At 46.2% G+C, this 25,639-nt stretch carries 16 protein-coding genes and 2 pseudogenes; 11 read left to right on the top strand and 7 right to left on the bottom strand.

Annotation, left to right across the window (positions count from 1 at the left end; translation table 11 throughout):
* Positions 1 to 170: 170 nt before the first annotated feature.
* From E0496_RS02445 to E0496_RS36415, 4 genes and pseudogenes are all read left to right on the top strand, one after another.
* On the top strand, positions 171 to 1,706 hold the full coding sequence (locus tag E0496_RS02445) for a hypothetical protein (protein ID WP_141500032.1): 1,536 nt from the start codon (positions 171 to 173) through the stop codon (positions 1,704 to 1,706).
* 2 nt (positions 1,707 to 1,708) lie between these two features.
* Positions 1,709 to 3,382 carry a hypothetical protein gene (locus E0496_RS02450; protein ID WP_141500033.1) on the top strand — a complete coding sequence of 558 codons (1,674 nt, stop codon included), beginning with the start codon at positions 1,709 to 1,711 and terminating at the stop codon, positions 3,380 to 3,382.
* Positions 3,375 to 6,206: a hypothetical protein gene (locus E0496_RS02455; protein ID WP_141500034.1), complete on the top strand. Its 2,832-nt coding sequence runs from the start codon at positions 3,375 to 3,377 to the stop codon at positions 6,204 to 6,206. The genes E0496_RS02450 and E0496_RS02455 overlap by 8 nt, the downstream gene beginning before the upstream one ends.
* A 342-nt stretch (positions 6,207 to 6,548) precedes the next feature.
* Positions 6,549 to 6,800 (top strand): annotated as a pseudogene (locus E0496_RS36415) (M24 family metallopeptidase); the annotation flags it as partial.
* A gap of 4 nt (positions 6,801 to 6,804) precedes the next feature.
* Here the strand turns inward: E0496_RS36415 and E0496_RS02465 are convergent.
* Positions 6,805 to 7,764: a helix-turn-helix domain-containing protein gene (locus E0496_RS02465; RefSeq protein WP_141500036.1), complete on the bottom strand. Its 960-nt coding sequence runs from the start codon at positions 7,762 to 7,764 to the stop codon at positions 6,805 to 6,807.
* A 120-nt stretch (positions 7,765 to 7,884) separates the two neighbouring features.
* Here E0496_RS02465 and E0496_RS02470 point away from each other — a divergent pair, with 120 nt between their 5' ends.
* Positions 7,885 to 8,616 carry a ThuA domain-containing protein gene (locus tag E0496_RS02470; protein WP_141500037.1) on the top strand — a complete coding sequence of 244 codons (732 nt, stop codon included), beginning with the start codon at positions 7,885 to 7,887 and terminating at the stop codon, positions 8,614 to 8,616.
* A gap of 115 nt (positions 8,617 to 8,731) precedes the next feature.
* Here E0496_RS02470 and E0496_RS02475 read toward each other — a convergent pair whose 3' ends face one another.
* The 3 genes from E0496_RS02475 to E0496_RS02485 all read right to left on the bottom strand — a co-directional run bounded on the left by E0496_RS02475 (position 8,732) and on the right by E0496_RS02485 (position 13,038).
* Positions 8,732 to 10,936: a glycoside hydrolase family 3 N-terminal domain-containing protein gene (locus E0496_RS02475; protein WP_141500038.1), complete on the bottom strand. Its 2,205-nt coding sequence runs from the start codon at positions 10,934 to 10,936 to the stop codon at positions 8,732 to 8,734.
* Between the two features lie 263 nt (positions 10,937 to 11,199).
* Positions 11,200 to 12,072 carry a carbohydrate ABC transporter permease gene (locus E0496_RS02480; RefSeq protein ID WP_141500039.1) on the bottom strand — a complete coding sequence of 291 codons (873 nt, stop codon included), beginning with the start codon at positions 12,070 to 12,072 and terminating at the stop codon, positions 11,200 to 11,202.
* 15 nt (positions 12,073 to 12,087) lie between these two features.
* Positions 12,088 to 13,038, bottom strand: a complete 951-nt coding sequence (locus tag E0496_RS02485) for an ABC transporter permease (protein ID WP_141500078.1) — start codon at positions 13,036 to 13,038, stop codon at positions 12,088 to 12,090.
* A 143-nt stretch (positions 13,039 to 13,181) separates the two neighbouring features.
* Here E0496_RS02485 and E0496_RS02490 point away from each other — a divergent pair, with 143 nt between their 5' ends.
* The 4 genes from E0496_RS02490 (at position 13,182) to E0496_RS02505 (ending at position 19,339) form a co-directional block, all read left to right on the top strand.
* On the top strand, positions 13,182 to 15,017 hold the full coding sequence (locus E0496_RS02490) for a sensor histidine kinase (protein ID WP_241674520.1): 1,836 nt from the start codon (positions 13,182 to 13,184) through the stop codon (positions 15,015 to 15,017).
* The gene (locus E0496_RS02495) at positions 14,998 to 16,605 is read left to right on the top strand and encodes a response regulator transcription factor (protein ID WP_141500040.1); all 1,608 of its coding nucleotides are present in this window, start codon (positions 14,998 to 15,000) and stop codon (positions 16,603 to 16,605) included. The genes E0496_RS02490 and E0496_RS02495 overlap by 20 nt, the downstream gene beginning before the upstream one ends.
* Positions 16,606 to 16,711: 106 nt before the next feature.
* Positions 16,712 to 18,391 (top strand): type 2 periplasmic-binding domain-containing protein, encoded by a 1,680-nt coding sequence (locus E0496_RS02500; RefSeq protein WP_141500041.1) that lies wholly within the window; start codon positions 16,712 to 16,714, stop codon positions 18,389 to 18,391.
* Positions 18,392 to 18,733: 342 nt separating this feature from the next.
* Complete coding sequence (locus E0496_RS02505) at positions 18,734 to 19,339, top strand: DUF1349 domain-containing protein (protein WP_141500042.1); 606 nt, start codon at positions 18,734 to 18,736, stop codon at positions 19,337 to 19,339.
* A 65-nt stretch (positions 19,340 to 19,404) separates the two neighbouring features.
* Here the strand turns inward: E0496_RS02505 and E0496_RS02510 are convergent, their stop codons facing one another.
* Both E0496_RS02510 and E0496_RS02515 read right to left on the bottom strand, forming a co-directional pair.
* The gene (locus E0496_RS02510; RefSeq protein ID WP_141500080.1) at positions 19,405 to 20,376 is read right to left on the bottom strand and encodes an NAD(P)/FAD-dependent oxidoreductase; all 972 of its coding nucleotides are present in this window, start codon (positions 20,374 to 20,376) and stop codon (positions 19,405 to 19,407) included.
* Between the two features lie 246 nt (positions 20,377 to 20,622).
* Positions 20,623 to 20,964: a DUF1801 domain-containing protein gene (locus tag E0496_RS02515; protein ID WP_141500043.1), complete on the bottom strand. Its 342-nt coding sequence runs from the start codon at positions 20,962 to 20,964 to the stop codon at positions 20,623 to 20,625.
* A gap of 223 nt (positions 20,965 to 21,187) precedes the next feature.
* Here E0496_RS02515 and E0496_RS02520 point away from each other — a divergent pair, with 223 nt between their 5' ends.
* Entirely contained in the window at positions 21,188 to 24,964 is a 3,777-nt protein-coding gene (locus E0496_RS02520; protein WP_141500044.1) for a beta strand repeat-containing protein, read from the top strand.
* Positions 24,965 to 25,085: 121 nt separating this feature from the next.
* Here the strand turns inward: E0496_RS02520 and E0496_RS02525 are convergent.
* Positions 25,086 to 25,264: pseudogene (locus tag E0496_RS02525) on the bottom strand (MerR family DNA-binding transcriptional regulator); the annotation flags it as partial.
* 93 nt (positions 25,265 to 25,357) lie between these two features.
* Here E0496_RS02525 and E0496_RS02530 point away from each other — a divergent pair.
* Positions 25,358 to 25,612 carry a hypothetical protein gene (locus E0496_RS02530; RefSeq protein WP_141500045.1) on the top strand — a complete coding sequence of 85 codons (255 nt, stop codon included), beginning with the start codon at positions 25,358 to 25,360 and terminating at the stop codon, positions 25,610 to 25,612.
* The last annotated feature ends 27 nt before the right edge of the window (positions 25,613 to 25,639 follow it).

Genomic DNA, 25,639 nt, shown 5'->3' on the forward strand with positions numbered 1-25,639 from the left:
CCCCGTCACCCTACCTATTTAGGTAGGTTTTTTTTTATGACCGACCATCTTAGAATATAGCTAAATGGAACTTCAGAAAAGCAGGGGACGGCGCTTAAGGCTTAGGCCAAAATCGTAAAGTCACTAATAAGCAACTTCTGAAATGACAATGAATAAAAAGGAGTGCTTTTATGTCTATAATCTCCAAGGATTTAGTTGAACTTGTACAAGCCATGCAAAACGAGCCTACAACCAATCAATGGGATATCGTCTGTTCCTACAATGTTGAGCAATTAAACAACTTTTTACTTGCACAGTATGATGCGGGGAGTTTGGCCAGAGAGATTCAACTAAGTACAGATCGCGAAGATCCATTATCGGGGTCAAAATATACAATTCGTTACCATATTCAATTTGCTTCTCCAAAGCTGTCATTTGTCAGCGGCAGATCCGGCTATGCCAGCTTAATTATGCCTATCATCGAGGCAAGTTCCTATTCTATTCTACCTGAAGGCTCGGATAAACCTACTAGAACAATTGAGATTCCTGCCGGCAAATATAGTATTCATGCGATCGTCCCGCTTGCAGCGATTTGCGGCGATACAGGCAAAGTGGTTGAACAAGGCGGAATTATCGAGTTCAATGACAGTAAAGAACATGATACGCATGTCATTATTCATTTTAGAAACGAAAAAGGAACCACCTATGCCATTAAACCAGATCCGGAGCCTAAAGATAGAGACCCGCTTGTCACTTACTTTTTACCGGTTCTAAGCGAATATTTCCAAACAAAAATTAGTGAAATCGATTACGCGTTGTCCACGTTAAACAATAAAATTCCGAGCTCCGGCCAAACGGTTCTAACGCCATCGTCTTTCGTATTTGCCTCCATGGGCGACGATGAAGACGGGGTTCTAAGCTTATATATCCAAACAAAGGAAAGCGGCAATCCTCCCGGTAGCTTGTCGCCTGCATTCCAGCCTAATGATCAATCCATGTCTCCTATACCAATTGGCTATTCAGCTTCCTTGATCCTTTCTAACTCTTTGGTGAATAAAGCATTCCTACAACCGGAATTGGCTCAATTAAGATATGAATATCCTGATGATACCGGACAAGAAGGCATAGTCGTGAAACCAAATCCTCCCATTGCTGCTATCGCTGGAGTAACAGATTTAACAGGAGTATCAGGGCCAAGGGGACCTTTCATACATGATAAATGGGAGTACAAACAAATAGGTGGAAATTATGAAGCCGATTCCCTTCATTTGGAGATACAAGAGGGGGAACTGTACCTTCATTGGAGAGTAGTAGCACTTTCATCTTGGTTGGATATTTCAAGAATACTAGATAATAACGGTATAGTAATGGGAGAAGTAAGGATTACTGTAACGTTAAACAAAGGACCGATACCTATTACCCTAGATGAGAATGATATCATTCGTCCAGTTTTAAATGTGACACGTGGCGACTTTATACTTGAATTTGAAAAAGTGAAATTGGATTCGGATATTTTAGGTGGTAAAAGCAGTATTCCTCCCTTGTATTCTCAAGAACTTCCTTTGATTATACCTTCCATTTATCTTGAATTTCATGGGTTGAATTTTCTCAACACAACAAACTTACTGGCACCTGGCAAACATATGATTCAATTTGACAAGTCGCAAGGAATTAAAACACCGTATGACTTTATTATCGTAGGACAAGTCGTCCAGGGAGAAGGATAATCATGCCTAGATTAAAAGATGGTATCAGGTTCAGAGCTTATTATAATGCAGCAGTAGCGGTCATTAGGAGAACAGGATTAGAACCTTATACGACGCAATTAAATGAAGGACAAGCTTTATACCGTTATACTGGTTTTTGGGAGAACAAGTCTACAGCACCAAGAGATATAGTAACAGTAAAGCTTCCACCTCAACTAGATAAAGGTAATCGTTGGACCGGTGTGGATGAGAAAGATAATGATGGCACTCAAGGCGTATACTTTTCTTCAGAAGCAGAAGGACATCTTGATACGAACTTCCCTGAATATCAACGATATCAAAATCCCGCTGGGAAGACGATTGTTAAAATATGTGTTCTGATACACAATCCAGGAGAAAAACCCCGTTGGCAAACACTCAATGCCAATGATGCAAAATCAATGGCTCTAGTTACTGTTTCGGACCAAAAGACTCTTTTAAATTTGACTCATGATAACAATCCAAGCAATATAAATAACAAAAAAAATAAAGAAAATATACATCATTTAATATTTGAAGAGGCCAAGAAACAGAATCCTGAAGTTTTTAAACCAGATGAAACGATAGATGAGGTATATAATGATTATGAGATTGCCGATTACAATCGAGCAATAGCTAAAGCCGTATTTGATGAAACGCCAGTTGACGGTATATTGGTAACATCTGTACAAGATGTTGAAAGTTCAAATGTAGTGATAAAAAGTGAATATAACACGCCTATTGATCGTTTGAAGGTGCAGGGTATAATGACCTGGTATCGTAATAATGAAACAGGTGAATATACGAAATCATACACAGTAAATGATCTGAGTATTAACAAGAAAATTGGAACTACAGAGTATGAAGGCAATATGGACAAAGAAGAGATGGACGAAATTTGGAGTGATCTAGCTGAATCCGCACAGCAAATTGGTGAATATTTGGACAGGGGAAATGTTTGGGTAAATGCATGCAAAGATATTGATAAGAGAATCCATTCAGAAGTAGCTAAGAGATTAGAGGCTATGGAGGATCCATTTACTCAAGACATGGATCAAGTGGAGGAGCAACTGTTAAATTACGATCTTTTGGAGTCTGTACAAAAAGAGATTAGTGATTTCGTCATCCAATCGGCAATGGTAAACGAAAGTGTATTTAACAGCCTATTTAAGGAGATTCATCTTGATGGTGTTACTAGCCTACTTAATGAAGAAATTGTAGAACCTCAGTTTAAAAAACTTGATACATTAGACGCTTCTCAAAACTACATTAGAATGAGGGTTCGAGAAGAATTAGTTGCAAATAAAGCTCACTGGTTGGAGGAAAATGCTTCAACCATTCAACAAAAGCTGACGCAAGCAAACACCACTATAACCGAAACAAGTGAAGAGTTGCAGACCAAGCGAAGCTCCTTAAACGAACTTAACGAAATGCTAACAAAAGAACCGGAAGATGATATGGACAAAAATTATATGCAATTGAAAATGAATCTTCAAAGCGAAATCATGGAATTGGAAAGGAAGGCAGAGGAAGCTAATTCAGAGAGAGAAAATGCAGAACGTGAGCTGGAAAAAAAGGAAAGGGAAAAACAAGAAAATGAAAATAAACGAGGGCAATGGGATGATGTGATCGAAGAACGCCGACGCCTATTTGAAGGGGGTGTACATCCAAATGAGTAGTGATACAATTCTAGTTCCCAATATACTTCTTTCTCAACCGCTTGAAGATTTTCAAATCGTTAAGATCAACAACAACCTGATTGTTGTGAGTGTAAGAGATTTACTGCAAATTGACCCGCGAGCTGAATTCGGCGACGATTATTCGGATAGAGACCATGTATATATTTATACCGAGGGTATGCTATTATCGACTGCATTCCGATTGAAGAACGGCGTAATATCCGCCCACTCTCTTTCCGTTGCCGGCAAGGGCGTGCTTGATGTTTCTGGAAAGCAGGGAAGCAGTGAATTGATTCGAAAATCGATCGAGTCAGGTATAAGCGGAGGTGATGGGGAGTCGGGGGGGAACTTATCTATTTATGTAGAAACGGCAGATGTCCAATCTCCGATTCTCCATGTTTCAGCATGTGGTGGATCAGGGGGCGCAGGCCAGAGCGGATCAGTACAAGGCGGATACGGGGGAAGCGGCGGCAACGGCGGCAACGGCGGTAACGTGGTAGTGCTTATGGGATCGTCTTATTTAGATTGGCTTTCCAGGCTTAGACAAATTGATCAGCTATCGACGTTAGACGGAATACAAAATGGAATAGTTGAATTGCTGACGCTGATCCCCGATGCAGAAGATCTTTCTGACATAAGAGAAACTTTAGCCGGTGCATTGAGGGAAGCTGCAGTGGTGGAAACGAATCTCTTTACAATACCAGTTGCAATGGAAATTATCCATTCAGCATTTGAAAACGTTTCATTTACGCTTCAAGGACTTTTAAGGAATTTGAATATGTCCTTACAATCGTCTATTGATGTATCTGGCGGAAATTACGGCGTATATGGAGATGGCTTAACGAATGGCGATAATGGAGATATGGGAAAGCCGGGCACTTTGCAGAATATCTTATTTGATAAACCACTGAACCTGATTGAAAAATCATATTCGCCCTTTATGATGATTCATCCGAGTCAATGCACCCGCTTACTGGAAAAGATCAAGTTAATGTATTTGACCATCGATCCCGTATCAAATCCGCAAGGCGTTAAGGATATTCTGATTTTACTTCTGCGTTTGCAATCCCGTACAGCCTTATTCAATAGCGCGAAAGACGATTCCGAGCTCGTGAAATTTTACAACGAGAATGAAGCGATGATTGGTGCAGTGGGTGCCGTTACACAATTAAGAAATGTTTACAACCAATCCACGAACTTCCTTAATCAACTTAAGAACGGCATGGATATGTTCGGCTTTGATAGCACCCACGTGCCGTTAGTGTCCTTTGAAGTCTATGAGAAGACATTAGATGAGCTCATCGACAACTTTGGTATGCTGCAAACCGTATACAACAACTATTTTCAACAACTGAAAGACAATACAGCTGAAATGGAGCATGTGAAGCAGGCAAGAGATTCCATAACTATCATTAAAAGAAATGCGCAAGATGACATCGATCAATTAAAACATCGTGTTCTAAAATTGGAGAAGGTGATTGATAGCTATCAGTATATTTTGCCTCCCTTGAAAAAAAAGCTGTTAGATGCCTTAACTAGTCTTGAAGTAGATATTAAAGAATACTTTGATTTTAATATAGATAATTTGATTCATTCATTATCAACTTTAGCCTTTGCCCCGGAATCTGTTTTTATGATCGCTGCTACGATCGGTGAGTTTATTCACAACGCAGAGACAAAAATTACGAACGACAAGGGTATACCGGTAAATAAGAAGTATATGGTTAGGCAGATAAGTACGGTAGAAGCTGACATAAACAGTTTAGAAGAAGGCTATAACTTACTGAATAACGGAACGTTATCTCCCGACGATCCTTCTGCGGGAAAGTTGATTGCATCCGAAAAAGAACTTCTCAGCTTTTTAGACGATTTTTATGAAAACTTCCCGAAACAATTAGACCATTTAAAAAAAGTATTTCAAGATTACATCACGCCGATTATTGCAAGAAACAATGAAATCTTATCTTATAACGCTAGCGTCGTTCTCATGATGAAAAAACTCGAATTGATTGGTAACGCAGATGCTCAAAGTCAACAGCTAAATGACGTTGTTCTGGATCGTATGTCTCCGGATGTTCCGGATCTCGTCACTTTTATGTCCAGTACAATTTATTTGGCAAGGAATCAAATCATAGAGATGCTGGATTTAACGGCTCGCGCTTACCGGTTCTGGTCTCTATCCGATCATCATTCGCTATCTAGTATTTATCAAGGCAAATCACTTCCGCAAATCAATTACGCAACGTTATTAGCAATAAAAAACCAATTAATTAGCGCTTCTCTGAGAACGGAAGAAAGCTTCGGAACGGATAGCTCAGCATTCAAAGGTTTAATTTATGAGCTTTCACCAGAAGCTGTCGATTTCTTCATAGAATCGAAACAAGCTATGATTCTTATTCCAACCGTTACGTTAGGAACAACTCTTAAGAACGGCGACAGCATGAATCCATTTGCGAGAATGGCCAATGTAAGAGTAAAGCAGGTTAGAGTTTGGATCGATGGGGTAAAAACGGCCGATAACCAGGTAAGGGTTCATATTACACATTCGGGCAAAGAGGAAATTGTCAGCCAGTCCGGTGAAGTATTCAGCTTTACTCATGAACCAGTCAATAAGCCTTTTATTTACAAATTAGATTCGTTAGAAGTCATTGAAGAAGTCAATTTCGGCATGAAAGAAGGCAAATCAAATTATGCAGCGTTAGGTCCGTTTACAACGTGGAATATCTCCGTTAATGACGACGACAATAATCAACTTGATTTATCCGAAGTTACCGGCATTCGGTTTGAATTCAGTGGAACTAATTATGATTTCGATAGTAACTAAGCAAGGATCTAACGCAAATACCGGATCGATCCGCCTCTTTTTGTAGTCAAGAATCTGCTATATGCAAATAAAAAAGCCGCTGAATCGGCTTTTTTTGATGTCTATTCTATTTGTATTGCTTAGCGGAGCTTAGAGCGATGCGAGTAAGTCCTGACAGAATGGGCGAACATCAGCCGTGGCAATACCGATAACAGACAGCGCCTAACGTATTGCAAGGATTGCTCCGGTTGTGGCAGTCGGACGTCCGCGCATATTTCGTCTACAAAATGGCGCCGGAACATTATGCAGGCTTGCCTGAGAAGGATCGGCGCCCCGCCAACAGATAATTTATGGAACTTGCGATTCAAGGACCTTATTTTGAAGCACGGCGCCAATTTATACACTAAGAACTACAAGGGCTATCAATATGTAATCTGTGCCTCCGTCAACGACGTGAACGCACATGGCTTTCCTTCAGATATCCCACTTGAGGAAGGAGATATCGTGACGATCGACACGGTCGCAGAGCTTGACCGAGGTCTCGTGTTTGATCAGTCTCAGGTCCTAAGCTATAAAATCGCAGAGGAAACGCAAGGCTTATATGGCTTCGATTGAAAAATCAAGTTTCCTCCACAGCGTGCCGCTTGGCTTCCATCGCGGATTTGGATTCGCTGCGCATACGCTGCTTGAAGATCCTTGGCGAGCAATGATTGTGCCGTTTGAATAGCTTATAGAACTGGGCGAGATTGGAGATGCCCACCTCGTAGCTGATCTCCATAATGCTGAGCTCGCTGGTCAGCAGCAGCTGCTCGGATTTTTTAATCCGTTTGTAATTTACGTAATCGACGAAGGAAACGCCCATCGTTTTTTTGAAATATTTAATAAAATAATGATAGCTCAAATTGAGCATGGCACATGCCTCTTCCACGACGAGCTTCTCGTTCAGTCTTGCGTCGATGTCATCAAGCACCGGTCTTAAGCGGCTAAGCTCGCTTTCTTCCGTATCGTTCAGCAGATTCCGGTTATCGCTCCGCAGCAGTAGCAGCAGCAATCTCTTGATCGCAGAGCTGATGGCGATTTCGTAGCCTCTCATCCTCGTTTGTGACTCATTGAAGATTTCGAGTATGTAAGCATGTGCCTGCAGCTTGGCCGGCGCGTTTTCCGCAAAAATATAATTTAAAATATCGAGCGGCTGAGTCAGCTCCGAGAAACAATACAAATACGGCATCGTGCTCTGGTCGAAATGCTTGCCCAGATCAATTTGAAAAACGATATAATAAAGCACCGTATCGGCATTAGGCTTATGTGATCGATGCGGCTGCGAGGCACCCAATACCATCACGTCGCCAGGACCGAGAACAAGGTAGCCATGCTTGCTTTGCACGCCTAAGCTGCCTTCAATGACGGCAAGAAATTCGACTTCTTTGTGGCAGTGCCAGGGATGCTGCTCCAAGGTGCTGGATTGGCCTGCTTCTCCCCGGATTTCCCATATTTTTAGAAACAGCAGCGGGTTTTGGTAGACGACTTCTTCATTCACAGCCTCGAAATAGGCTTCTCTTGTCGTAGGGTATACGGACATGGACATGACCTCCACTCTGAGTATAGCACTTTTGAATAATAAATAAGCATCATTTAGCATTACGCGTAAGCAGCGGTTTTTTTATACTGGGATTAACAAGTTTTCGAGGAGGATCTTACAATGGCAAGGATAACGGTATGGAACGAGAATCGTCACGAGAAAATTAATCCGCTGGTAGGACAGATTTATCCCCAAGGCATTCATGGCGCAATTGCACAATTTTTAACGGAAGCGGGCTTTGAAACGGGCACGGCTACGCTTGATGAAGCGGAGCATGGCTTAACCGATGAAGTATTGCACAGCACCGATGTGCTCGTATGGTGGGGACATCTTGCTCACGGTGAAGTAAGTGATGAGATCGTTCGTAAAGTGCAGCAGCGCGTGCTGGATGGCATGGGCTTGATCGTCCTGCATTCCGGTCATTTTTCGAAAATTTTCAAGCTGCTGATGGGTACAAGCTGCGACTTGAAATGGCGCGAGGCAGGGGAGAAGGAGCGGCTTTGGGTCATTGCCCCTAGCCATCCTATCGCGGAAGGAATCGGCGAATACATTCAGCTTGAGGAAGAAGAAATGTATGGCGAGCACTTTGATATTCCTGCACCAGATGAAGTGATCTTTACCAGCTGGTTTGAAGGCGGAGAGGTGTTCCGCAGCGGCTGCACGTTCATACGCGGGAACGGCAAAGTATTTTATTTCCGGCCGGGCCATGAAACGTACCCGACCTATCACAACGCCGACATTCAGCGCGTCATCACCAATGCCGTGAAATGGGCGCAGCCCGTGGGACGCCAACGGCCCGTTTACGGCAATGCGCAGCCATTGGAGAGGCTAACGGCAAAAGCGGGCGTATAGAGCAATAAGGGAAGCAGAACAGGATCATTTATTAATACGTATTTTTATTGCTTCATTAATAAAGCAAAACAACCAACACGCTGCAAGGGCATGTTGGTTGTTTTTGTTGTGTCTGTTATTTCACTAATTTGAACGCAAGCGCCGTTGTCTGCTTGCTGTTTGGTCCAACGAAAGCTACAAATTCACCCGCATCGCTAAAATGCTGAAGGTCGGAGTGATAATAGCGCAGTTGGTTCTCGGTTAGCGTAAATTCGATTTCTTGGCTTTCGCCCGGCTGAAGCAGCACTTTGCGGAAATCCTTCAGCTCTTTGACAGGGCGTACAACCTGGCCGGAGATGTCGCGAACATAAAGCTGCACAGTTTCCTCGCCTGCAACCTTGCCTGTATTCGTCAGCTTCACGGTAACCGTCAGCGGTTGCTCGGCTGTCATTGTGTCCGAGGAGATGCGCGCTTCGCTGTAGTCATAATGGGTATAACTTAGCCCGAAGCCGAAAGGAAGAAGCGGCTCATTCGGAATGTCCAGATATTGCGATACATAGCGCACTTGAGCGTCAGCCGCGCCTTGCGGGCGTCCGGTGTTGAACGCATTGTAATACACAGGCACTTGTCCAACGCTGTACGGGAAGGACATCGTCAAGCGACCGGATGGGTTAGCGCCGCCGAACAGCAGCTCGGCTACCGCATTGCCGCCTTCGCTGCCTGGGAACCAAGCTTCCAGAATCGCATCTGCTTCATGATATACACCATGTAGGTCAAGCGGACGGCCATTAAACAAGACAGCAACCATCGGTTTGTTTAATGCTTTTAGCTTGCGGATCAATTCAAGTTGAACCGCAGGCAGCTGAATGTTTGCTCTGCAGCCAGCTTCGCCGCTCATATCGGAATGCTCGCCAAGCGCAAGCACGATCACATCGGCAGCTTCAGCCGCTGCGCGAGCTTCCTGCCATTGCTCTTCTGTTGACGTCTCGATATCGCAGCCAGCCGCAACGAGCAAGGAGGATGGCTGGCTCAGCTTGTTCTTGATGCTGTCGGCCAAACGGACAACAGCATCATGCGAGCCGGTCCAAGACCATGGTCCAAGCAAATCGCCGCTTTGGGCGAACGGGCCGATAACGGCAATCTTCTGCCCAGGCTGAAGCGGAAGAACGGATTCATTTTTAAGCAGCACGCAAGATTTCAATGCCAGCTCGAACGATGCCGCGCGGTGATCATCGCAAAATACGATTTCTTTCTCGCGTTCCGGATCAGCAGCACGGTAAGGATTTTCGAATAGGCCAAGCTTCTTCTTTAAAGTAAGGATGCGCATAACCGCTTCATCGATAAGCGCTTCGTCGATTTCATTTTTTGCCACTAAATCAGCAAGGTTCTTCGCATAACAGGAGGTCATCATCTCGATGTCGACACCTGCTTTGAGCGCTTTGGCTGCGGCTTCCGTCTCATCGGCAGCAATGCCGTGGGCAATCAGTTCTTTAACCGCTCCCCAATCCGAAATGAGGATACCGTCAAAGCCCCACTCCTCGCGGAGCAGCTTGCGCATCAAATTCGAGTTGCCCGTCGCCGGAATGCCATCGACCGTATTGAAGGAGGTCATAACCATTTCACAGCCTTCATCGAGTGCTGCTTTATAGCCTGGCAAATAGAACTCGCGCAATTGACGCTCCGACAAATCAACCGTGTTATAATCGCGGCCGGCTTCGCCTGCGCCATAAGCGGCAAAATGCTTCACGCATGCCGCTACGCGGTCATAATCGCCAGCCAGGTCCGTTCCTTGAAAACCGCGAACGAATGCGCGCGCAAATTCGGCATTCAGGTAAGGGTCCTCGCCTGTGGATTCCATCACGCGACCCCAACGCGGATCACGGACAAGGTCAACCATTGGCGCGTATGTCACGTGGACGCCGGATACAGCTGCTTCTTTAGCGGCAATCTCAGCGCTAAGCTCTGCCAGCGGAAGATCCCAAGAGCAGCCGATCGCAAGCGGAACAGGGAAAATTGTTTTAAAGCCGTGAACGATATCGGCCATCATCAGCAAAGGGATGCCTAGACGGTTATTTTCCAAATGCGTGCGCTGTACGTTGATGACGTCTTTGGCTCCGGCCATCCCCAGCACGGAACCGCTGTTGCGGACTGTGTCTTCGGTGATGCCAAGCGATTCCATTGGACCTGTAATCAGTCCGGCATCCTCAGCTCCCTCATAGAAAGGAACAGCTAGCTGAATGAGCTGCGCAATTTTTTCGTCAAGCGTCATTTTCCCGATCAAGTCGTTCAAAGTTATAGGGTTACCACCGATTTGTACGGTTTGGTTCGTTTCGTTAGACATATGTTTTGCAGCCCCTCTAGTTCGTAAATTCATTGCTGTTGATTGGTATGGCACTTCTATAAATGTGGAACAAAAGAAATGTAGTGTAAGCGAAGCGAGAAGATCGTTCTGGAGAAACGAAGTGTTCGCCTTTGTAGCCGGATTCTTACCTTTAAAGGTCTTAGTCAATCAAAGAATCTGGTTACAACCGCGATCGTAAGAATGATCTACTCGCGCAGCGACCAAAACGAGAAACTTTAGTTCAACTTATATAGTACAGCAAGCTATTCTTTTACCGCACCGATAACGATCCCTTTGACGAAGTAGCGCTGCAAGAACGGATAGACGATTAGAATCGGCAACGCTCCGATGAAAATTTGGGAAGCGCGAATCGTACGCTGCGACATATTCGCTACCATTTGCGGATCGAATTTGGTCATATCCGCTTGGACGATAATCGTTTGAAGGAAGCTCGCCAGCGGCAGGTTCATGGATTCTTTAATATAGATCAAGCCGTCAAAATAAGCGTTCCAATGCATAACCATCGTAAACAAGGAAATCGTCGCGATCGCCGGCATGGAAACCGGAAGATAAATCTGAATAAAGCTGCGCAAGTGGCCGGCTCCGTCAATAAAGGCTGCTTCTTCTAGCTCCTTCGGCACCGTGCGGAAGAAGTTGAGCAGCAGAATAATATTGTAAACCGACACCATAACCGGGAGGATTAGCGCCATCAGCGTGTTCATAAGGCCAAGCTTCAGAATTAGAATGTAGCTTGGAATCAAGCCGCCGCTGAAGAGCATCGTTACGACAAAAAACCAGAGGTATACGTTGCGCGCCCGGAAAATGCGCGAGTCCTTGGAGAGGGCGTAAGCAGCAACCGCATTGACGATCATCGCCAGTGCCGTTCCGATTACGGTCCGCTGCACAGATACCCACAAGGACGATAGGAAATTGGCATTTTCAAACGTTTTGGCATAAGCCTCAAATGTGAAGCCGATCGGCCAGAAGGTAACCATGCCGGCATTGGCCGGCGCAGACGAGCTTAAGGATACCATTAGCAGGTGAAGCAGCGGAAGCAGACAGACGATCGAGATGATCAACAGCGCGGTATTATTTATGATACTGAATATACGGTATGGTATTGTTTTGTGGTACATATGCAGTCACCCTTTCTAGAAGATCCTGTAGCCGGCGAATTTGTACGCAAGTCGGTAGGAGATAACGATCAGTATCAAGCTGATCATGGATTTGAAGAAGCCGACGGCCGTAGCAAAGCTGAATTGTCCGCTGAGCAAGCCTTCGCGGTAGACAAAGGTATCGATAATATCGCCTTGCTGATAAATGAGAGGGCTGTACAGGTTGAATACCTGGTCGAAGTTGGCGTTAAGCACGTTGCCAAGCGCCAGCGTGGCTACAACGATCAGCATCGGGATCAGCGAAGGAATCGTAATATGCATCGTTTGTTTCAAGCGGCTTGCGCCGTCAACCTCGGCTGCTTCATACATCGCCGGATTAATGCCGGAGAGCGCAGCAAGGATAATGATCGTGTTGAAGCCGAATTCCTTCCAGACGTCACTGGATATAATCGTAAATCGGAACCATGAGCCGTCACCCAGGAAGAAAATCGGCTTAATGCCGAACACGCTATTTAAGAATTGGTTCACAATGCCGGTTTGGGCAAGCACGTCGATCAAAATACCGGATAGCGTTACCCACGACAAGAAGTGGGGCAGGTAGACGAGCGTTTGAATGGAGCGCTTCAGTCCCATGTTGCGCACCTCATTGAGCAGTAAGGCGAACAGGAACGGAATAATCAAGTTCATCACAATCTTGGAGCAGGCAAAAAATAACGTATTCCATGTAATTTGCAAGAAGTATTCATTCTCGAACATATATCGGAAATGCTTCAAGCCGACCCATGGGGAGCCGGATATTCCTAAGCCGGCCTTATAATCCTGAAATGCCATTACAAGTCCCGTCATAGGCAAATAAGCAAAAACAAGGACGAGCAGAACAGCTGGCAGTACCATCAAATGAAGCGTCCAGGGCTGCTTGTAGCCGCGATCTTTTTTCACTTTAGGGGCGACGTTAGGGTTTGCTTGTTGTAGGGTATTAGAGTCCATAGTTCTCCCTTTCCATAAAATCATATTTGTGTATCCTGTGAAACCCTGATATAAATAGTAACAAAGTGCGTAAGCTCGAAACTATAAGACAATGTTAGGATTCATAGGTTTTTGTTAGGGAGATCATTTGGAGGGGTAGGATCATGGTACTAAATAAAAGCATGCCTTTTTTCAAAAAAAAACTAGGGGCAAGGGTCAGTCTCTTTGCCAAAATGAATATATTAATCCTCTTGTTGTTCATTCCGATTATCATCCTATTTACCTATTCCAATCAGGTGGCATCGCATGTGATCAGCAAGGAGCTGCAGGCGTCGAACATTAAGCAGCTTTCGTTCCTGTCGAGCCAAATTGACTCCAGAATCAATCAGACCGTGGACTTTGTCATTACGTTCTCGAAGGACCCGAATGTCGAGAAGTTTAACGGGCTTAATCTTTGGGATGACCTTTACGACAAGATGCAGACTCGGTATGTCGTACAGGAGAAAATGATGCTGCAGTCAGGCGTCATGAATATTTGGCCGGTGACCTATACGGTTTATTCTCAGCAGAACAAAGAGGCGATATCTAATAATAAAGATACCGTCAAATATGACGAGGACTATCTGAAAAATAATATGACAGGGGATTGGACCTACGGGGACGGAAGAGTGGCGACAGCCGGGACGCAAAAATCGTTTAATTGGTTCTATACCGATTCTTTTGGCCATCAGGGAACGCTTAAGGGCAGCAATCTCGTCGTGCAGGCGAGCTTCGGACACGAGAATATTCAAAATATGCTGGACACGTATAAAGCAGGCGGACAAGGTGATCCTATCTTTTACCATGAAGGGGAAACGCCGATTCTGAACCGAAGCGCCTCCAAGAAGCTGGCTTCTGAGCTGACGCTTTATTTGGATGGCAAGCAGCTGGCGGATACGAATCAAGAGGTGGTCCTGCTCGATCATAAAAATTATTTGGTAAGCGCAGTCAAATCGCCGCAGCTAGGCTGGTATCTGGTTGATATTGTGCCGCTGGATCAGATGCTGGGACCTATTTCATCCAGCCGAAATTTGTTTTATTTATCGATGGTTTTGCTGTTTGTGGTCGGAATATCGGCTTCTGTATTGCTGTACCGCAATGTGCAGCGTCCGATTATCAAGCTGATTCGCGGCTTACAGAGCGTGCAGCGGGGCGATTTCTCCGTGCAAATCAAGTCGAACGTGAATAATGAGTTTGCTTTTTTATTTTATCGATTCAATGAGATGTCGCGGCAAATTCAAGATCTGGTCGAGAAGGTGCTAGGCGAGAAGCTTCGTGCGCGTGAGGCGACGTTAAAGCAGCTCCAGGCGCAGATTAATCCCCATTTCCTGTACAATTGCCTCGGCTATATAATTAATATGGCGCAGATGAAGGAGCAGGAAGCTGTAGTTTCCATGGCTTATAACTTGAGCGCGTATTACCGCTACACGACAAGGATGGAGCGGGAGACTGCGACCGTTGCAGAGGAAATTAAGCTGCTGGTCAATTATTTGGATATTCAAAAGCTGCGCAATGAAAGAATTGAATACAAGATCGATATTCCGGATGAAATGCTGAAGCAGCAGGTTCCGCGGCTCATGCTCCAGCCGATCGTCGAGAATGCCGTCATCCACGGCGTCGGCAAGTCGTATTCGTCCGGCGAAATTCGAATTAGAGGCGAAATCTCCGGCGGCTGCTGCCGCGTCTATGTCGACGATGATGGGCCAGGCCTGAGCGCGGACGGGCAGGAAGCGCTGAACCGCAAGATGAAAGAGCCGCTCCAGGAAGAAATGGGCTGCGGGCTATGGAACACCAATCAGCGGATTTACCATCAGTTCGGAGAAGGATCTTATTTACATTTTACCGCCTCGCCGCTTGGAGGTTTCCGGACCGAGATTATTTGGCAGACGCCTGCCGCAGCAGAATTATCTCAACCATCAACTCAACAAGGAGATACACCACATGCAAATGATCATCGTTGATGACGAAGCCCACTGGGTAGATAATCTGTCCATGCACAAGCCTTGGCATACACTGGGCATTGAACAGGTACACAAAGCTTATTCTGCGCGGGAAGCGCTGCAAATTATCGAGACGAATCCGATTGATATCGTCATATCGGATATACTCATGCCGGAGATGACAGGCATCGAGCTTATTGAAAAGATACGCGAATACGACAAACGGATCAAATGCATCATTTTGTCGGGGCATTCCGATTTCGATTATGCGAAGGAGGCGCTCCGGCATCAGGCGGTCGAGTACCTTCTTAAACCGCCAACCGATGATGAACTGTTCGGAGCGGTAAGAGTCGCCATTGATCAACTGAAGGAGGAGTGGGAGAGCATTAGCTCCCATGAGCGCACGGAATATACGCTGCGTGAAAATCTGCCGCTGCTGCGCGGACAGCTGCTGCTTGACGGATTGCGCGGCGAGAAGATGGCTGCGGAGGAATGGAGCCGGAAGCTAGAGAATTATAGCTTGCCGATCGTATTCGGAGACTGTGCTCTGCTGCTTGTCCGCATGGAGGATGAATTCAGCCAGTACCGGCATAACGGTCAGCAGTTGATGGAATATGCGATTATTAACATTGCAGAAGAAATTTTTGGGGAATATATGAAGGTGTGGGGCGTCAAGGAAGAGCATGGTTACTTGGCTTTCCTGCTGCAATTCAAGGATGAATTCCCGTCAGCCAAGCAGGATTTGCTGCTAGAGAAGCTCGCAGTGCAGCTGCAGTCCAAGGTGAAGCAGTTCCTCAAGGGCTCGTTGTCGATTGTGATCACGGAGCCGTTCTTGTTTCCCGAGCAGCTCCAGGGCAGCTATAGGCAGGCTTCATCTTCCTTCCGGCAAATCGTCGGCGATGAGCGTGAATTTGTGATGCGTGTCAGTGAGCTGAAGCAGCATGTATCACAAGGCGCTTTGGATGCCATCCATGCGCCTCCTACGCTGAACAATCTGCTGGAGGCCGTACGCTGGGATGCGCTTGAGGAGAAGCTGCTGGGCGTATTTGCCGAGCTGGACGAGAAATGGTCCGATTCTTGGGAGCATTGCATGGAAGCTGGTTTTCTGATTGCTTCCTCATTTACCCATTTTGCCCATCGGAACGGGCACACCCTTGCGGAGCTGCTCGGCTCAGATATGGAGCTGCTGCAAAGCGGAGAGGCTTTTTCCTCGATAAGCAAGCTGCGCAATTGGTCGATCGGAGTGATCGGCAAGCTGAAAGAGGGGACGGCCAATGAAGTGAATGACATTCGCTCGTTGTACGTCAAGAAGGTTCAGGATTTTACCGAAAAAAATCTTCATCTGGACGTATCCTTGCGTGTGCTGGCTGATCATGTGAATCTGCATACGACGCATTTATCTAAAATTTATAAGATTGAAACTGGCGAGGGGATAAGCGATTATATTTCCCGGCTTCGGATGGAGCGAGCATGCCACTTGCTGAAAACGACCGAGAAAAAAGTGTACGAAATCAGCACGGAGATCGGTTATTTGGAGCCAGCGTACTTTATAAAGGTGTTCAAAAGACAGTTCGGCGTGACCCCGCAGGATTACAGGCATGGAAACTAACAACATGACAGAGTCCTATGGAAACTAACAAAATCATATAGATGACCTCCCCGACAAGTTGGTAAAGTAGCATATGTGATCATCTTACTTCAAAGGGGACTTAAACATGAGTAAACTTAGAAAAGCAGGAATGCTGCTCGTTGCTATGGCTTTTATCGTAAGTGCTTGCAGCGGAAATGCCGGCAAGAACGATAATAAGGGCACGGACAGCGGCGCAACTACCGGAACGACGACAACCGCCTCCGATGAGGCATTTGCTAAAGGGAAATACGATCCGCCAATTGAGTTCAGCACGGTTATTATGCCTAAGAAATACACGAATGGCGATACGAAAGAAGACAATGTCCATGACCGCTGGATGCTGGAGCAATTCGGCATGAAGCACAAGGACACTTGGTACCCAGCCGGCAACGATCAATACAAGCAGAAGCTTCAGCTTGCCATTGCATCCGGCGAGAAGCTTCCTGATTTTGTATTCGTGCCAACGGATGCAATCTTGACTAACCAGCTGATTGATTCCGGACAGTTCCTGCCAGTTGACGAACTATTCGATAAATACGCGAACCAAACGTGGAAAGACCACGCTGCACAGCATCCGGAATTATGGTACCCGTTCACGAAGGACGGCAAGAAGTGGAACATTCCAATTCTTGAGTACACCGACAATGACGATACGCTTCTGTGGCTGCGTGAAGACTGGATGGAGAAGCTGAACCTTGAAGCTCCGAAAACCATTGCTGACTTAGATAACATTCTTGATAAATTCAAAAACGAGAATCCTGACGGATTGGCAGCTAAGGATGTATATCCGCTAGCGATTTCTTTGAAAAACAACACTAACACTTGGATGGGCTCGCTTGATTGGTTATACGGTGCTTACGGCACAATCGAGGAGCAATGGAACAAGGATGCTGATGGCAACCTGGAATACGGCTCCGTTAATCCTGGAGCAAAGCAAGCTCTTGCTAAGCTGAAGGAATGGATGGACAAAGGTTATATCCACCCGGATGCGGCTTTGTGGGATGAAGGCAAAACAGCTGAAATTTGGACGAACGGCAAAGCAGGCGTACTGCCAGGCGCGAACTGGGTTCCTGACTGGCCGGCACCGGATCTGCTCAAAAACGTAAAAGGCGCTAAATATAAAGCTTACCCCGTTCCTGCTGGCCCTGATGGCCTGATCGGAACGAAATGGCAAAACTCTGGCGTAAACAGCAGCTTTATGGTCAACAAGGATGCAAAACATCCGGAAGCGTTCTTCCTGTACTACAACTATTTGCTTGATAACTTGGCTAACCCTGCCGCTGGAAGTGCATATGAGTATGGTTTTGCTAAGGGATATGACTGGGATGAAGTAGACGGTCAGCCAACGAACAACAAAGACAAAATCAAAGATTTCAACAATGAGTTCCCGTTCCTTACTGGACCTGCGCGTATTCCTGACCTTTATATGAAAACGCTCGTGAAGCTTGCTGACGGAGCGGCGCCTGAAACGCCATATGAGAAAAATACCGCTGAATTCCGTAAACCGGAAAACTGGTACTCTGCAAAAATCGTCATGTCACAAATCGATATTCGTAAACAAAACTTCTTTACGGGAGCGGCAACAACGACGATGATTTCAAAATGGAGCCTTCTGCGTCAATCCGAGCTGGAGACGTTCAACAAAATCATTTACGGAAAATTGCCAATCGACGCCTTCGACAGCTTCGTAACGAACTGGAAAACAAACGGCGGAGATCAAATCACTAAAGAAGTGAATGAGTGGTTTACGTCGGTATCGAAATAATCTGTAATTGTGTTGAGGATGCGCGATAAGGCTGCGAGCAGCAGCTTTGCGAGGACATCCTCGATGGTAAAAAGGGCTAACCCGAGTTGTCGGGTTGGCCCTTTTTTTGCGATCGTTTTTAGCAGCCTTTTTAGTATGGAGGCTTTATAGGGCGGAGATCTAAAAAGTAGATCTATTCCACCCTCTTCTACCAAAATGGCAGGTTGGACACATTCTATGGCAGGTCGGACACAACCATTGCATAATTTTCACAATGAATCATAATAAAAAAGAGCATGCAGAGGATGAATGATACGGCTCGGTGTGTTCGTTAAATTTAGTTGAAAGCTAGGTGCTACATAGATGACGAGAGTGATTGCTTGGAATGAGGGAATCTGGTCGACAGAGCCTGTGTCTTATCGGCACGAGGGCACGGGGGTAGTGGTAGAGGCGGTCAAGGGGAGCGATTACTGGCAAAAAACGATGTACGGCTTTGAGCATGATAATGGCCATGCACTTTTGGCTCCGTGGAAAGAGCAAGAGGCGATTGAAATCAGCTTTGAATTAAAGGGTTTCACGGAGCTCTATGACCAAGCGGGCATTATGCTCTGGCAGAGCAGGACAAGCTGGATCAAAGCAGGCATTGAGATAAACGATGGCGTTCCTCATATAGGGGCCGTCGTCACGGATACTTATTCGGATTGGTCCCTCTCGCCGGTGCCGGAATGGATGGGAGAGCTTGTAACGATCCGTGCCTCCCGTTCTCAGGATGCAGTTATCCTCAGGGCAAGGACGCAAAATCATCCATGGCGAACGATTCGGGTTGCCCGATTCTTTAATGAAGGGATTCAGCAAGCGGGTCCGTTTCTTTGCGCGCCAACAAGGGCAGGCCTAAAGGTGGCTTTTACACGCTGGACTGGAACGGCGCCCGATGAGGATATCCATATCGATCCGCCTGTGAGTGATTGATAAGCAGCAAATGCCGGGAACGTCTCATCAGACGTTTCCCGGCACGAGAATAGTTCTGCCATGTGCTAAAGTTTCATATTGCTGCTGTGCCCTGGCGAAAGCTTGGCTGTAGGATCCAGATAGACTTTGGCATTGTTGATCGCCGTAGGAGCTTCACCGAAACCGACCGCAATCAGCTTCAGCTTACCGGGATAGGTTGTAATATCGCCTGCGGCAAAAATACCCGGAATATTGGTTTCCATCCGCGTATCCACACAGATCGAGCCGTTTTGAATATCCAGCCCCCATTCCGAAATGGGACCGATCGAAGAGATGAAGCCAAAGCTGACAATAAGCTCGTCGCATTCTATTTCATGCGGCTGTTCGGATTTCTCGTACCTCACCGTTATTTTCTCCAGATAATTCTCCCCATGCAGCTCTGTAATCTCCGCCGGAGTCACCACCTTAACCTTGGAATTCAGCAGATTTTCCACGCTATGCTCATGGGCACGAAATTTGTTCCTGCGATGAATGAGGGTAACTTCTTTCGCGATGGGCTCCAGCATCAACGCCCAATCCACGGCCGAATCTCCGCCTCCGTTAATAACGACATGCTTGCCTGCGTACATGCTTAAGTCGTTCACGAAGTAGTTCAGATTGGTTTTTTCAAACCGCCGAGCCTCCGGCAAGTCTAAACGACGCGGCTCAAATGCGCCTATTCCAGCGGTAATTACGATAGATTTGCTGTAATGAGTCGTTTTATCCGTGATGATCTCAAAGTGATGCTCCGCTCTCTTAATTACTTGCAGTACTTTCTCCTCAAGACAGGTTTCCACGGGGAAATGCCTCATTTGTTCAGTAAGATTATGGACAAGCTGCTGCGCGGTTATTTTAGGAAACCCCGCAACATCGTAAATGTACTTTTCGGGGTAAAGCGCAGCCAGCTGTCCGCCAAGCTGCGGCATGCTATCGAGAATTTTGACGCTGGCCTGACGCATGCCCGCATAAAAAGCCGCAAACATGCCAGCAGGCCCGCCGCCGATAATCGTAATATCCATAAATGGAGTTGATTTCTCTGTTGTCACTAACGTTTCTCTCCTTTAAACGGTGTAGAGTGAATGGCTAACCATTAAATAAAGATATTTGTTTATAAAGTAACGATAGAGGTTTCAAACCACTTTGTCAACTTTCTTGTTTATAAAGTCAAAGGCTAACTATTCCCCATAAAAAAACAACCAGCTCGCCAACAAGAAGGCTAAATGGTTGTCATATGTTTATTTAATCGATTGATATCTCAAAATTTATTATAACCCCTCGGAAGCTTGCTTAAGCAGCGTTCCCAGCCACTCGTAATCGACAGCTTGTCCTTCGCCAATTTTAATCGTTTTTCTCTCTGGCGGGCCCTCGAACTTATCTTCGGGTAAAGTTAACTCTGCTGTATTAAAAATCGTAAAGCTAACTGCTTTTTTGGAAGGAGAGATGACGGCAGCATATTTTCCATTTTTAAGAAAATGAGGTTTTTTGTATTGAATGCGTTCCGCAGCATCGGGAATGGCTTGATGAACCATTTGCCGGAGTCCATGGCTGATTTCGACCTGCCATTGTAAGGGGTTGCTCTCAATAAATTCGGTAACTTCCTGATTCATGTGATTACCGCACACCTTTCTCGTTCGGGTTGAGAGCAATTGCTCCCTTGGATTGTATCTTACCCTGGATCACTATCTTTCTCTTTACATTAGCATAATTTGGATAGCAGCTCAATCGGGTAGGCATTCATTTAACCGACAACTATTTCCACAGGGTATGACATATTCACACTAATTTTTGTCATAAGTTAATTTTAGAAGAAATTGGCGAAGGATGTGGACTATGCCTTTTGTGAATCGTTTTTTGCTTAACGCGAATGGAGGAATAACCTTTACGGGAAATACGCTAGGCCTTAGCCGTTCGAATACGGTTGGCGTTCCTGGAACAGTGGACAGTATTGGAGCCTTTATTACGACGGATACTACGCAGACCTTTGGCACTTACCCGGCCGGGACTACGGGCAATTTTGCTGTAAACTCCTCTTCGGCAGTGCTTGTGCTTCCCGCAGGAAGCTCTATTTTGTATGCGGAGCTGATTTGGGGCGGGACGTATATTGATAATGGAGTTGATTTGAGCGCATTTATTGACAATGACGTTCAGTTTACAACGCCAACCGGATTAGTGAACGTGGCACCGGATCCGAATACGGCGCAGAGCGTTCTTTTGTCCAACAGCGCGCCGTTCTCGCCTACCTTTGCTTATGTTCGATCGGCACAAGTAACTTCCTTGATTCAAGCTGCAGGAGCAGGCACTTATACGACCGGCGGGGTGGTAGGAACAATTGTTATACCTGATCCGACCTCCAATCATGCGGGCTGGACACTTGCTGTTGTTTATCAAAACCCAACGTTCCCGCTCAGAAACCTGTCAATTCGGGTAGGAGCAACGGTAATTCTCAGCTCATCAGGGCCTGTCAGCACAGTCGTTAATGGGTTTGCGACGCCCGTCATGGGCCCATTGAACGGCCGTGCCTTTTTAAGCGCGCAAGAGGGCGATGCGAACAAGACGGGGGATCAGGCGCTATTTGGTCCAGATGCGGGAAGCCTGACGGTACTTTCGGGTCCTAATAATTTTGCCAACAATTTTTTTGCATCGCAAATTAACCAAGATGACGGAACCTTGAATATGAGCGGAACCTTCGGCAACAGAAACCAAGTGAATGGGAATCCGGGCACTAATATCGTAGGGGGCAGGCAAGGGTATGACATTACCGCGGTAGATGTCAGTGGAACCTTGTTTAATAATCAAACCTCGGCTGTCCTTCAATTGACGACCAATGGCGATGGTTACCTCGTCAATGCTAACGGACTGCAAATCAACATTAATACGCCACTGGTGAGCGTCGTTAAATCCTCGAGCCAGATTGATGCCGTTGTTGGGGACACGGTTACTTATACCGTGGTGGCCACAAATTTGGGTGTAGTGGATGCCATTGATGCCATGTTCTTTGATATCGTTTCCGCTGGTGCCGCATTTGTGGCAGGAAGTGTAACCATTAATGGCGTAGCCGATCCTGATGGCAACCCAGCGCTTGGCGTCCCCATTGGCAACATACCGGCGGGCGGAATGACCACCATTACTTTTAAGACAACTGTCGTTTCGGTTCCGAATCCTTCAAATCTGGTTCATCAAGCGAGAGTAGCGTATACTTATCAGCCTACCCCGACAAGTCCTATTATTTCGGACTGGATTCCGTCCAATATCGTAACGACGCCTGTTTATGATCCCAGGCTGCAATTAACTAAAAGTGCAAGCGAAACGGTTGCTACGGTTGGAGATACAGTTACCTTCACCTTGCTTGTAGCGAATACCGGCAACATTGCTGTCACAGGCTCGGTAGTCGATTCTATCCCAAGCGAGACCGCTTTTGTATCAGGCAGCGTCACAGTCAATGGTGTTTCACAGCCAACAGCATCACCGTCAGCTGGCATAAACATTGCTACGGTTGCTGTTGGAGCTACTACAACAGTTGCCTTCCAAGTTACGGTTATCGGAATTCCGGCATCCGGAGTGATAACGAATGAGTTTAATGTGCCATTCGCAGCGATGCTGCCGGACGGGCGGGTTCTTCAAAGCACAGCCATGTCCAATGTAATTGAAATACCGGTTTTTGCACCTGTTGTACTGGTTAACAAGCTGGTGAACGCGATCGATGCTGTCATCGGTGATGTATTGACATACACCATTAATGTTACGAATAATAATGCTGCCCCGATCAATACAATATCTGTCACGGATGTCATTCAATCGGAAACGACATTTGTATCGGGCAGTGTAACAGTGAATGGATTAGCTCAGCCTTCTGCCAATCCTGCAGCAGGCATTTCTATAGGCAGCATTGCACCAGGTGCTACAGTTCCGGTTACCTTTCAAGTGACCGTGGTGTCCTTGCCAAATCCTGCGGTAATTACAGATCAAGCTACGGTCAATTATATATTTGGGGCCGTACCTGAAATGGTGCTCTCCAACACGGTAACGACTCCGGTATTCCAGCCTGCGCTTACGGTAGTCAAACGGAGTGACTTGAGGATTGCTGCAACAGGAGATACCGTGAATTTTTCATTTACCGTGCAAAATACAGGTAACATAGCAGTGGTTGGCGCGCTAACTGACGTGCTGGTACCTCAGGAAGCTTTTGTGGCAGGGAGCGTCCTCGTCAATGGGGTCTCTTTACCGGCGGCTGATCCCGCAATAGGGATTCCGCTTGGTTCCATATCACCGCAGCAATTCGTATTGGTTTCCTTTAACATCGTCATCGTTAGTTGGCCACCCGATCAGCTTCTGAACAATCAGGGTACGGTAGCCTATACCTATCAACCGCCCGATGGCCGGATACTAAACGGGAGCACGCCGTCCAACATCGTCACGATTCAAAATGTGTTTTCTGATATTAATCTGGTCAAATTGGTATATGATCCGATTGGAAGCATCGGAGACAAGATTACCTTTGTGGTTACTGCAACGAATACAGGAACAGAAACGGCAACCTCTATTATCGTTAGGGACACCATAACGCCGGGAACGCAATTCGTTGCTAACAGTGTGACGGTCAATGGAGTGCAAGTAGCAGGCGTGAATCCGACGACGGGCATCCCCGTTCCCGATCTAGCTCCTGGCGCTGTAGCGACCATTACTTTCGAGGAAGAGATCATAACGATTCCCGAGCTAACTTATATTTTGGATACCGCAAATGTTTCGTTCCTGTCGGGCACCTTGCCGCTCACTTTCTATTCAAATACGATTAACGTGCAGGTTGCCCAGCCAATTATTACGGCTTTTAAAGTCGCAGACCGAACCTTTGTAACGATAGGCGATATTATCCACTATACGGTTTCTGTAACAAATTCAGGTACGTATAACGTAGAAACCATTTTCTCCGATCCAATTCCTGCGGGCACGGTCTTTGTAGAAAATAGCGTGATAGCGTTCGGTGTGCCATTGCCGGGAACGAACCCATCCAGCAGCATTTTCATTGGGACATTGGAATATAATGAAACGAACCTGATCACTTACCAAGTGCGTGTGGTGTCCGTTCCTCCTAGCGGTTTTATTACGAATCAAGCTAAAATTAATTTTTCTTACACGCTGCCGAATACTCGCAACTTTACGGGTTCGACGACGACGAATACCGTAAATATTCCAGTCTTGGGCCCGCCTGTTCCTACTCTTACGAAATCAGCTAATACGAGTGAAATTGAAGTCGGACAGACGCTAGCCTTCACGATTGTAGTTCAAAATCCGAGTACGCTGTCGCTAAGCGACGTCGTATTGACTGATTTACTGCCAGCGGGTCTTGTCCTTGAAGCAGGCAGTGTTACCATTGACGGGGTCGCATTCCCTGCGATAAATCCGACTGCTGGAATTGCGCTAGGCACGTTAGCCGCTAAAGCAAGCACAACGGTTAAATTCCGGGCAACGGCGGTATCCGAGCCGGATAGTCAAATTTTTGTCAATCAAGCAGGCCTTGCTTTCCGATTTGCTTTCCCAGACGGTCGGGTCCTATCGGGCAGCGCTACTTCCAATCCGGTAACGATCAACGTTATTGACAATGAGGAGTAGACCGCTAATTTGTTAAAGAGTGATTGATGAAAAAATCCCTGATCGTCTCAAGGAAACTTGAAACGTTCAGGGATTTTATGTTGGTTGGGCAGAAAATAATGCCTTATGAAGATGATTTGGTCTTTATGGTCGCAATCAGCTTCATGGTAGCGACATCATCCGGCCGATAGATACGGTGTTTATTCTCTTGCGCTCCGCACGCGGGAGCAGACCGATTTTCTCAAAATAGCGAAGCGTATCCTCCGTGATCCCCGTTTGCTCCGCGGTTTCCTTAATGGTAAGGGGTTGAAGCGCGCTCAACCATCTCACCTTCCTCTTTGTTTGTGTGACTATAGACTGAACACATCACTGAGAAGTAAAACGAAGCTGAACATATTGAGTGAGGACATTATAATGAAAACCAAACATGGAAAAGGAACGGCGCTTATAACAAAAGCCAGCAATGGAATCGGGCTGGAGCTGTATCAAGCTGATTTGTCCCATTTTGATCAATTAAAGCGAGCTCTATCTGAGAGTAAGGCCAAGGAAGAGAGGCTCGATCTACAAGCAGGAGTTTGCGGCAGATGCCAAAATAAAAATTCAGTAGCGCAAGATATCAACATTTCTACGCAGGAATTTAACACATTTTCAGCCTTTGTCAAGCTATAATCAAGAAAAAAAGCTGGAGGCTACAAG

It is taken from the genome of Paenibacillus luteus, assembly GCF_006542765.1.
In the GTDB taxonomy this organism is placed as follows: Bacteria; Bacillota; Bacilli; order Paenibacillales; family Paenibacillaceae; genus Pristimantibacillus; species Pristimantibacillus luteus.

Bases quoted from the DNA above. Each gene is read 5' to 3' on its own strand.
- E0496_RS02495 (WP_141500040.1), top strand. From the start codon at position 14,998: ATGCAAATGATCATCGTTGATGACGAAGCCCACTGGGTAGATAATCTG.
- E0496_RS02510 (WP_141500080.1), bottom strand. From the start codon at position 20,376: ATGGATATTACGATTATCGGCGGCGGGCCTGCTGGCATGTTTGCGGCT.
- E0496_RS02450 (WP_141500033.1), top strand. From the start codon at position 1,709: ATGCCTAGATTAAAAGATGGTATCAGGTTCAGAGCTTATTATAATGCA.
- E0496_RS02470 (WP_141500037.1), top strand. From the start codon at position 7,885: ATGGCAAGGATAACGGTATGGAACGAGAATCGTCACGAGAAAATTAAT.
- E0496_RS02485 (WP_141500078.1), bottom strand. From the start codon at position 13,038: ATGGACTCTAATACCCTACAACAAGCAAACCCTAACGTCGCCCCTAAA.
- E0496_RS02465 (WP_141500036.1), bottom strand. From the start codon at position 7,764: ATGTCCGTATACCCTACGACAAGAGAAGCCTATTTCGAGGCTGTGAAT.
- E0496_RS02490 (WP_241674520.1), top strand. From the start codon at position 13,182: ATGGTACTAAATAAAAGCATGCCTTTTTTCAAAAAAAAACTAGGGGCA.
- E0496_RS02520 (WP_141500044.1), top strand. From the start codon at position 21,188: ATGCCTTTTGTGAATCGTTTTTTGCTTAACGCGAATGGAGGAATAACC.
- E0496_RS02480 (WP_141500039.1), bottom strand. From the start codon at position 12,072: ATGTACCACAAAACAATACCATACCGTATATTCAGTATCATAAATAAT.
- E0496_RS02445 (WP_141500032.1), top strand. From the start codon at position 171: ATGTCTATAATCTCCAAGGATTTAGTTGAACTTGTACAAGCCATGCAA.
- E0496_RS02500 (WP_141500041.1), top strand. From the start codon at position 16,712: ATGAGTAAACTTAGAAAAGCAGGAATGCTGCTCGTTGCTATGGCTTTT.
- E0496_RS02515 (WP_141500043.1), bottom strand. From the start codon at position 20,964: ATGAATCAGGAAGTTACCGAATTTATTGAGAGCAACCCCTTACAATGG.
- E0496_RS02505 (WP_141500042.1), top strand. From the start codon at position 18,734: ATGACGAGAGTGATTGCTTGGAATGAGGGAATCTGGTCGACAGAGCCT.
- E0496_RS02475 (WP_141500038.1), bottom strand. From the start codon at position 10,936: ATGTCTAACGAAACGAACCAAACCGTACAAATCGGTGGTAACCCTATA.
- E0496_RS02530 (WP_141500045.1), top strand. From the start codon at position 25,358: ATGAAAACCAAACATGGAAAAGGAACGGCGCTTATAACAAAAGCCAGC.
- E0496_RS02455 (WP_141500034.1), top strand. From the start codon at position 3,375: ATGAGTAGTGATACAATTCTAGTTCCCAATATACTTCTTTCTCAACCG.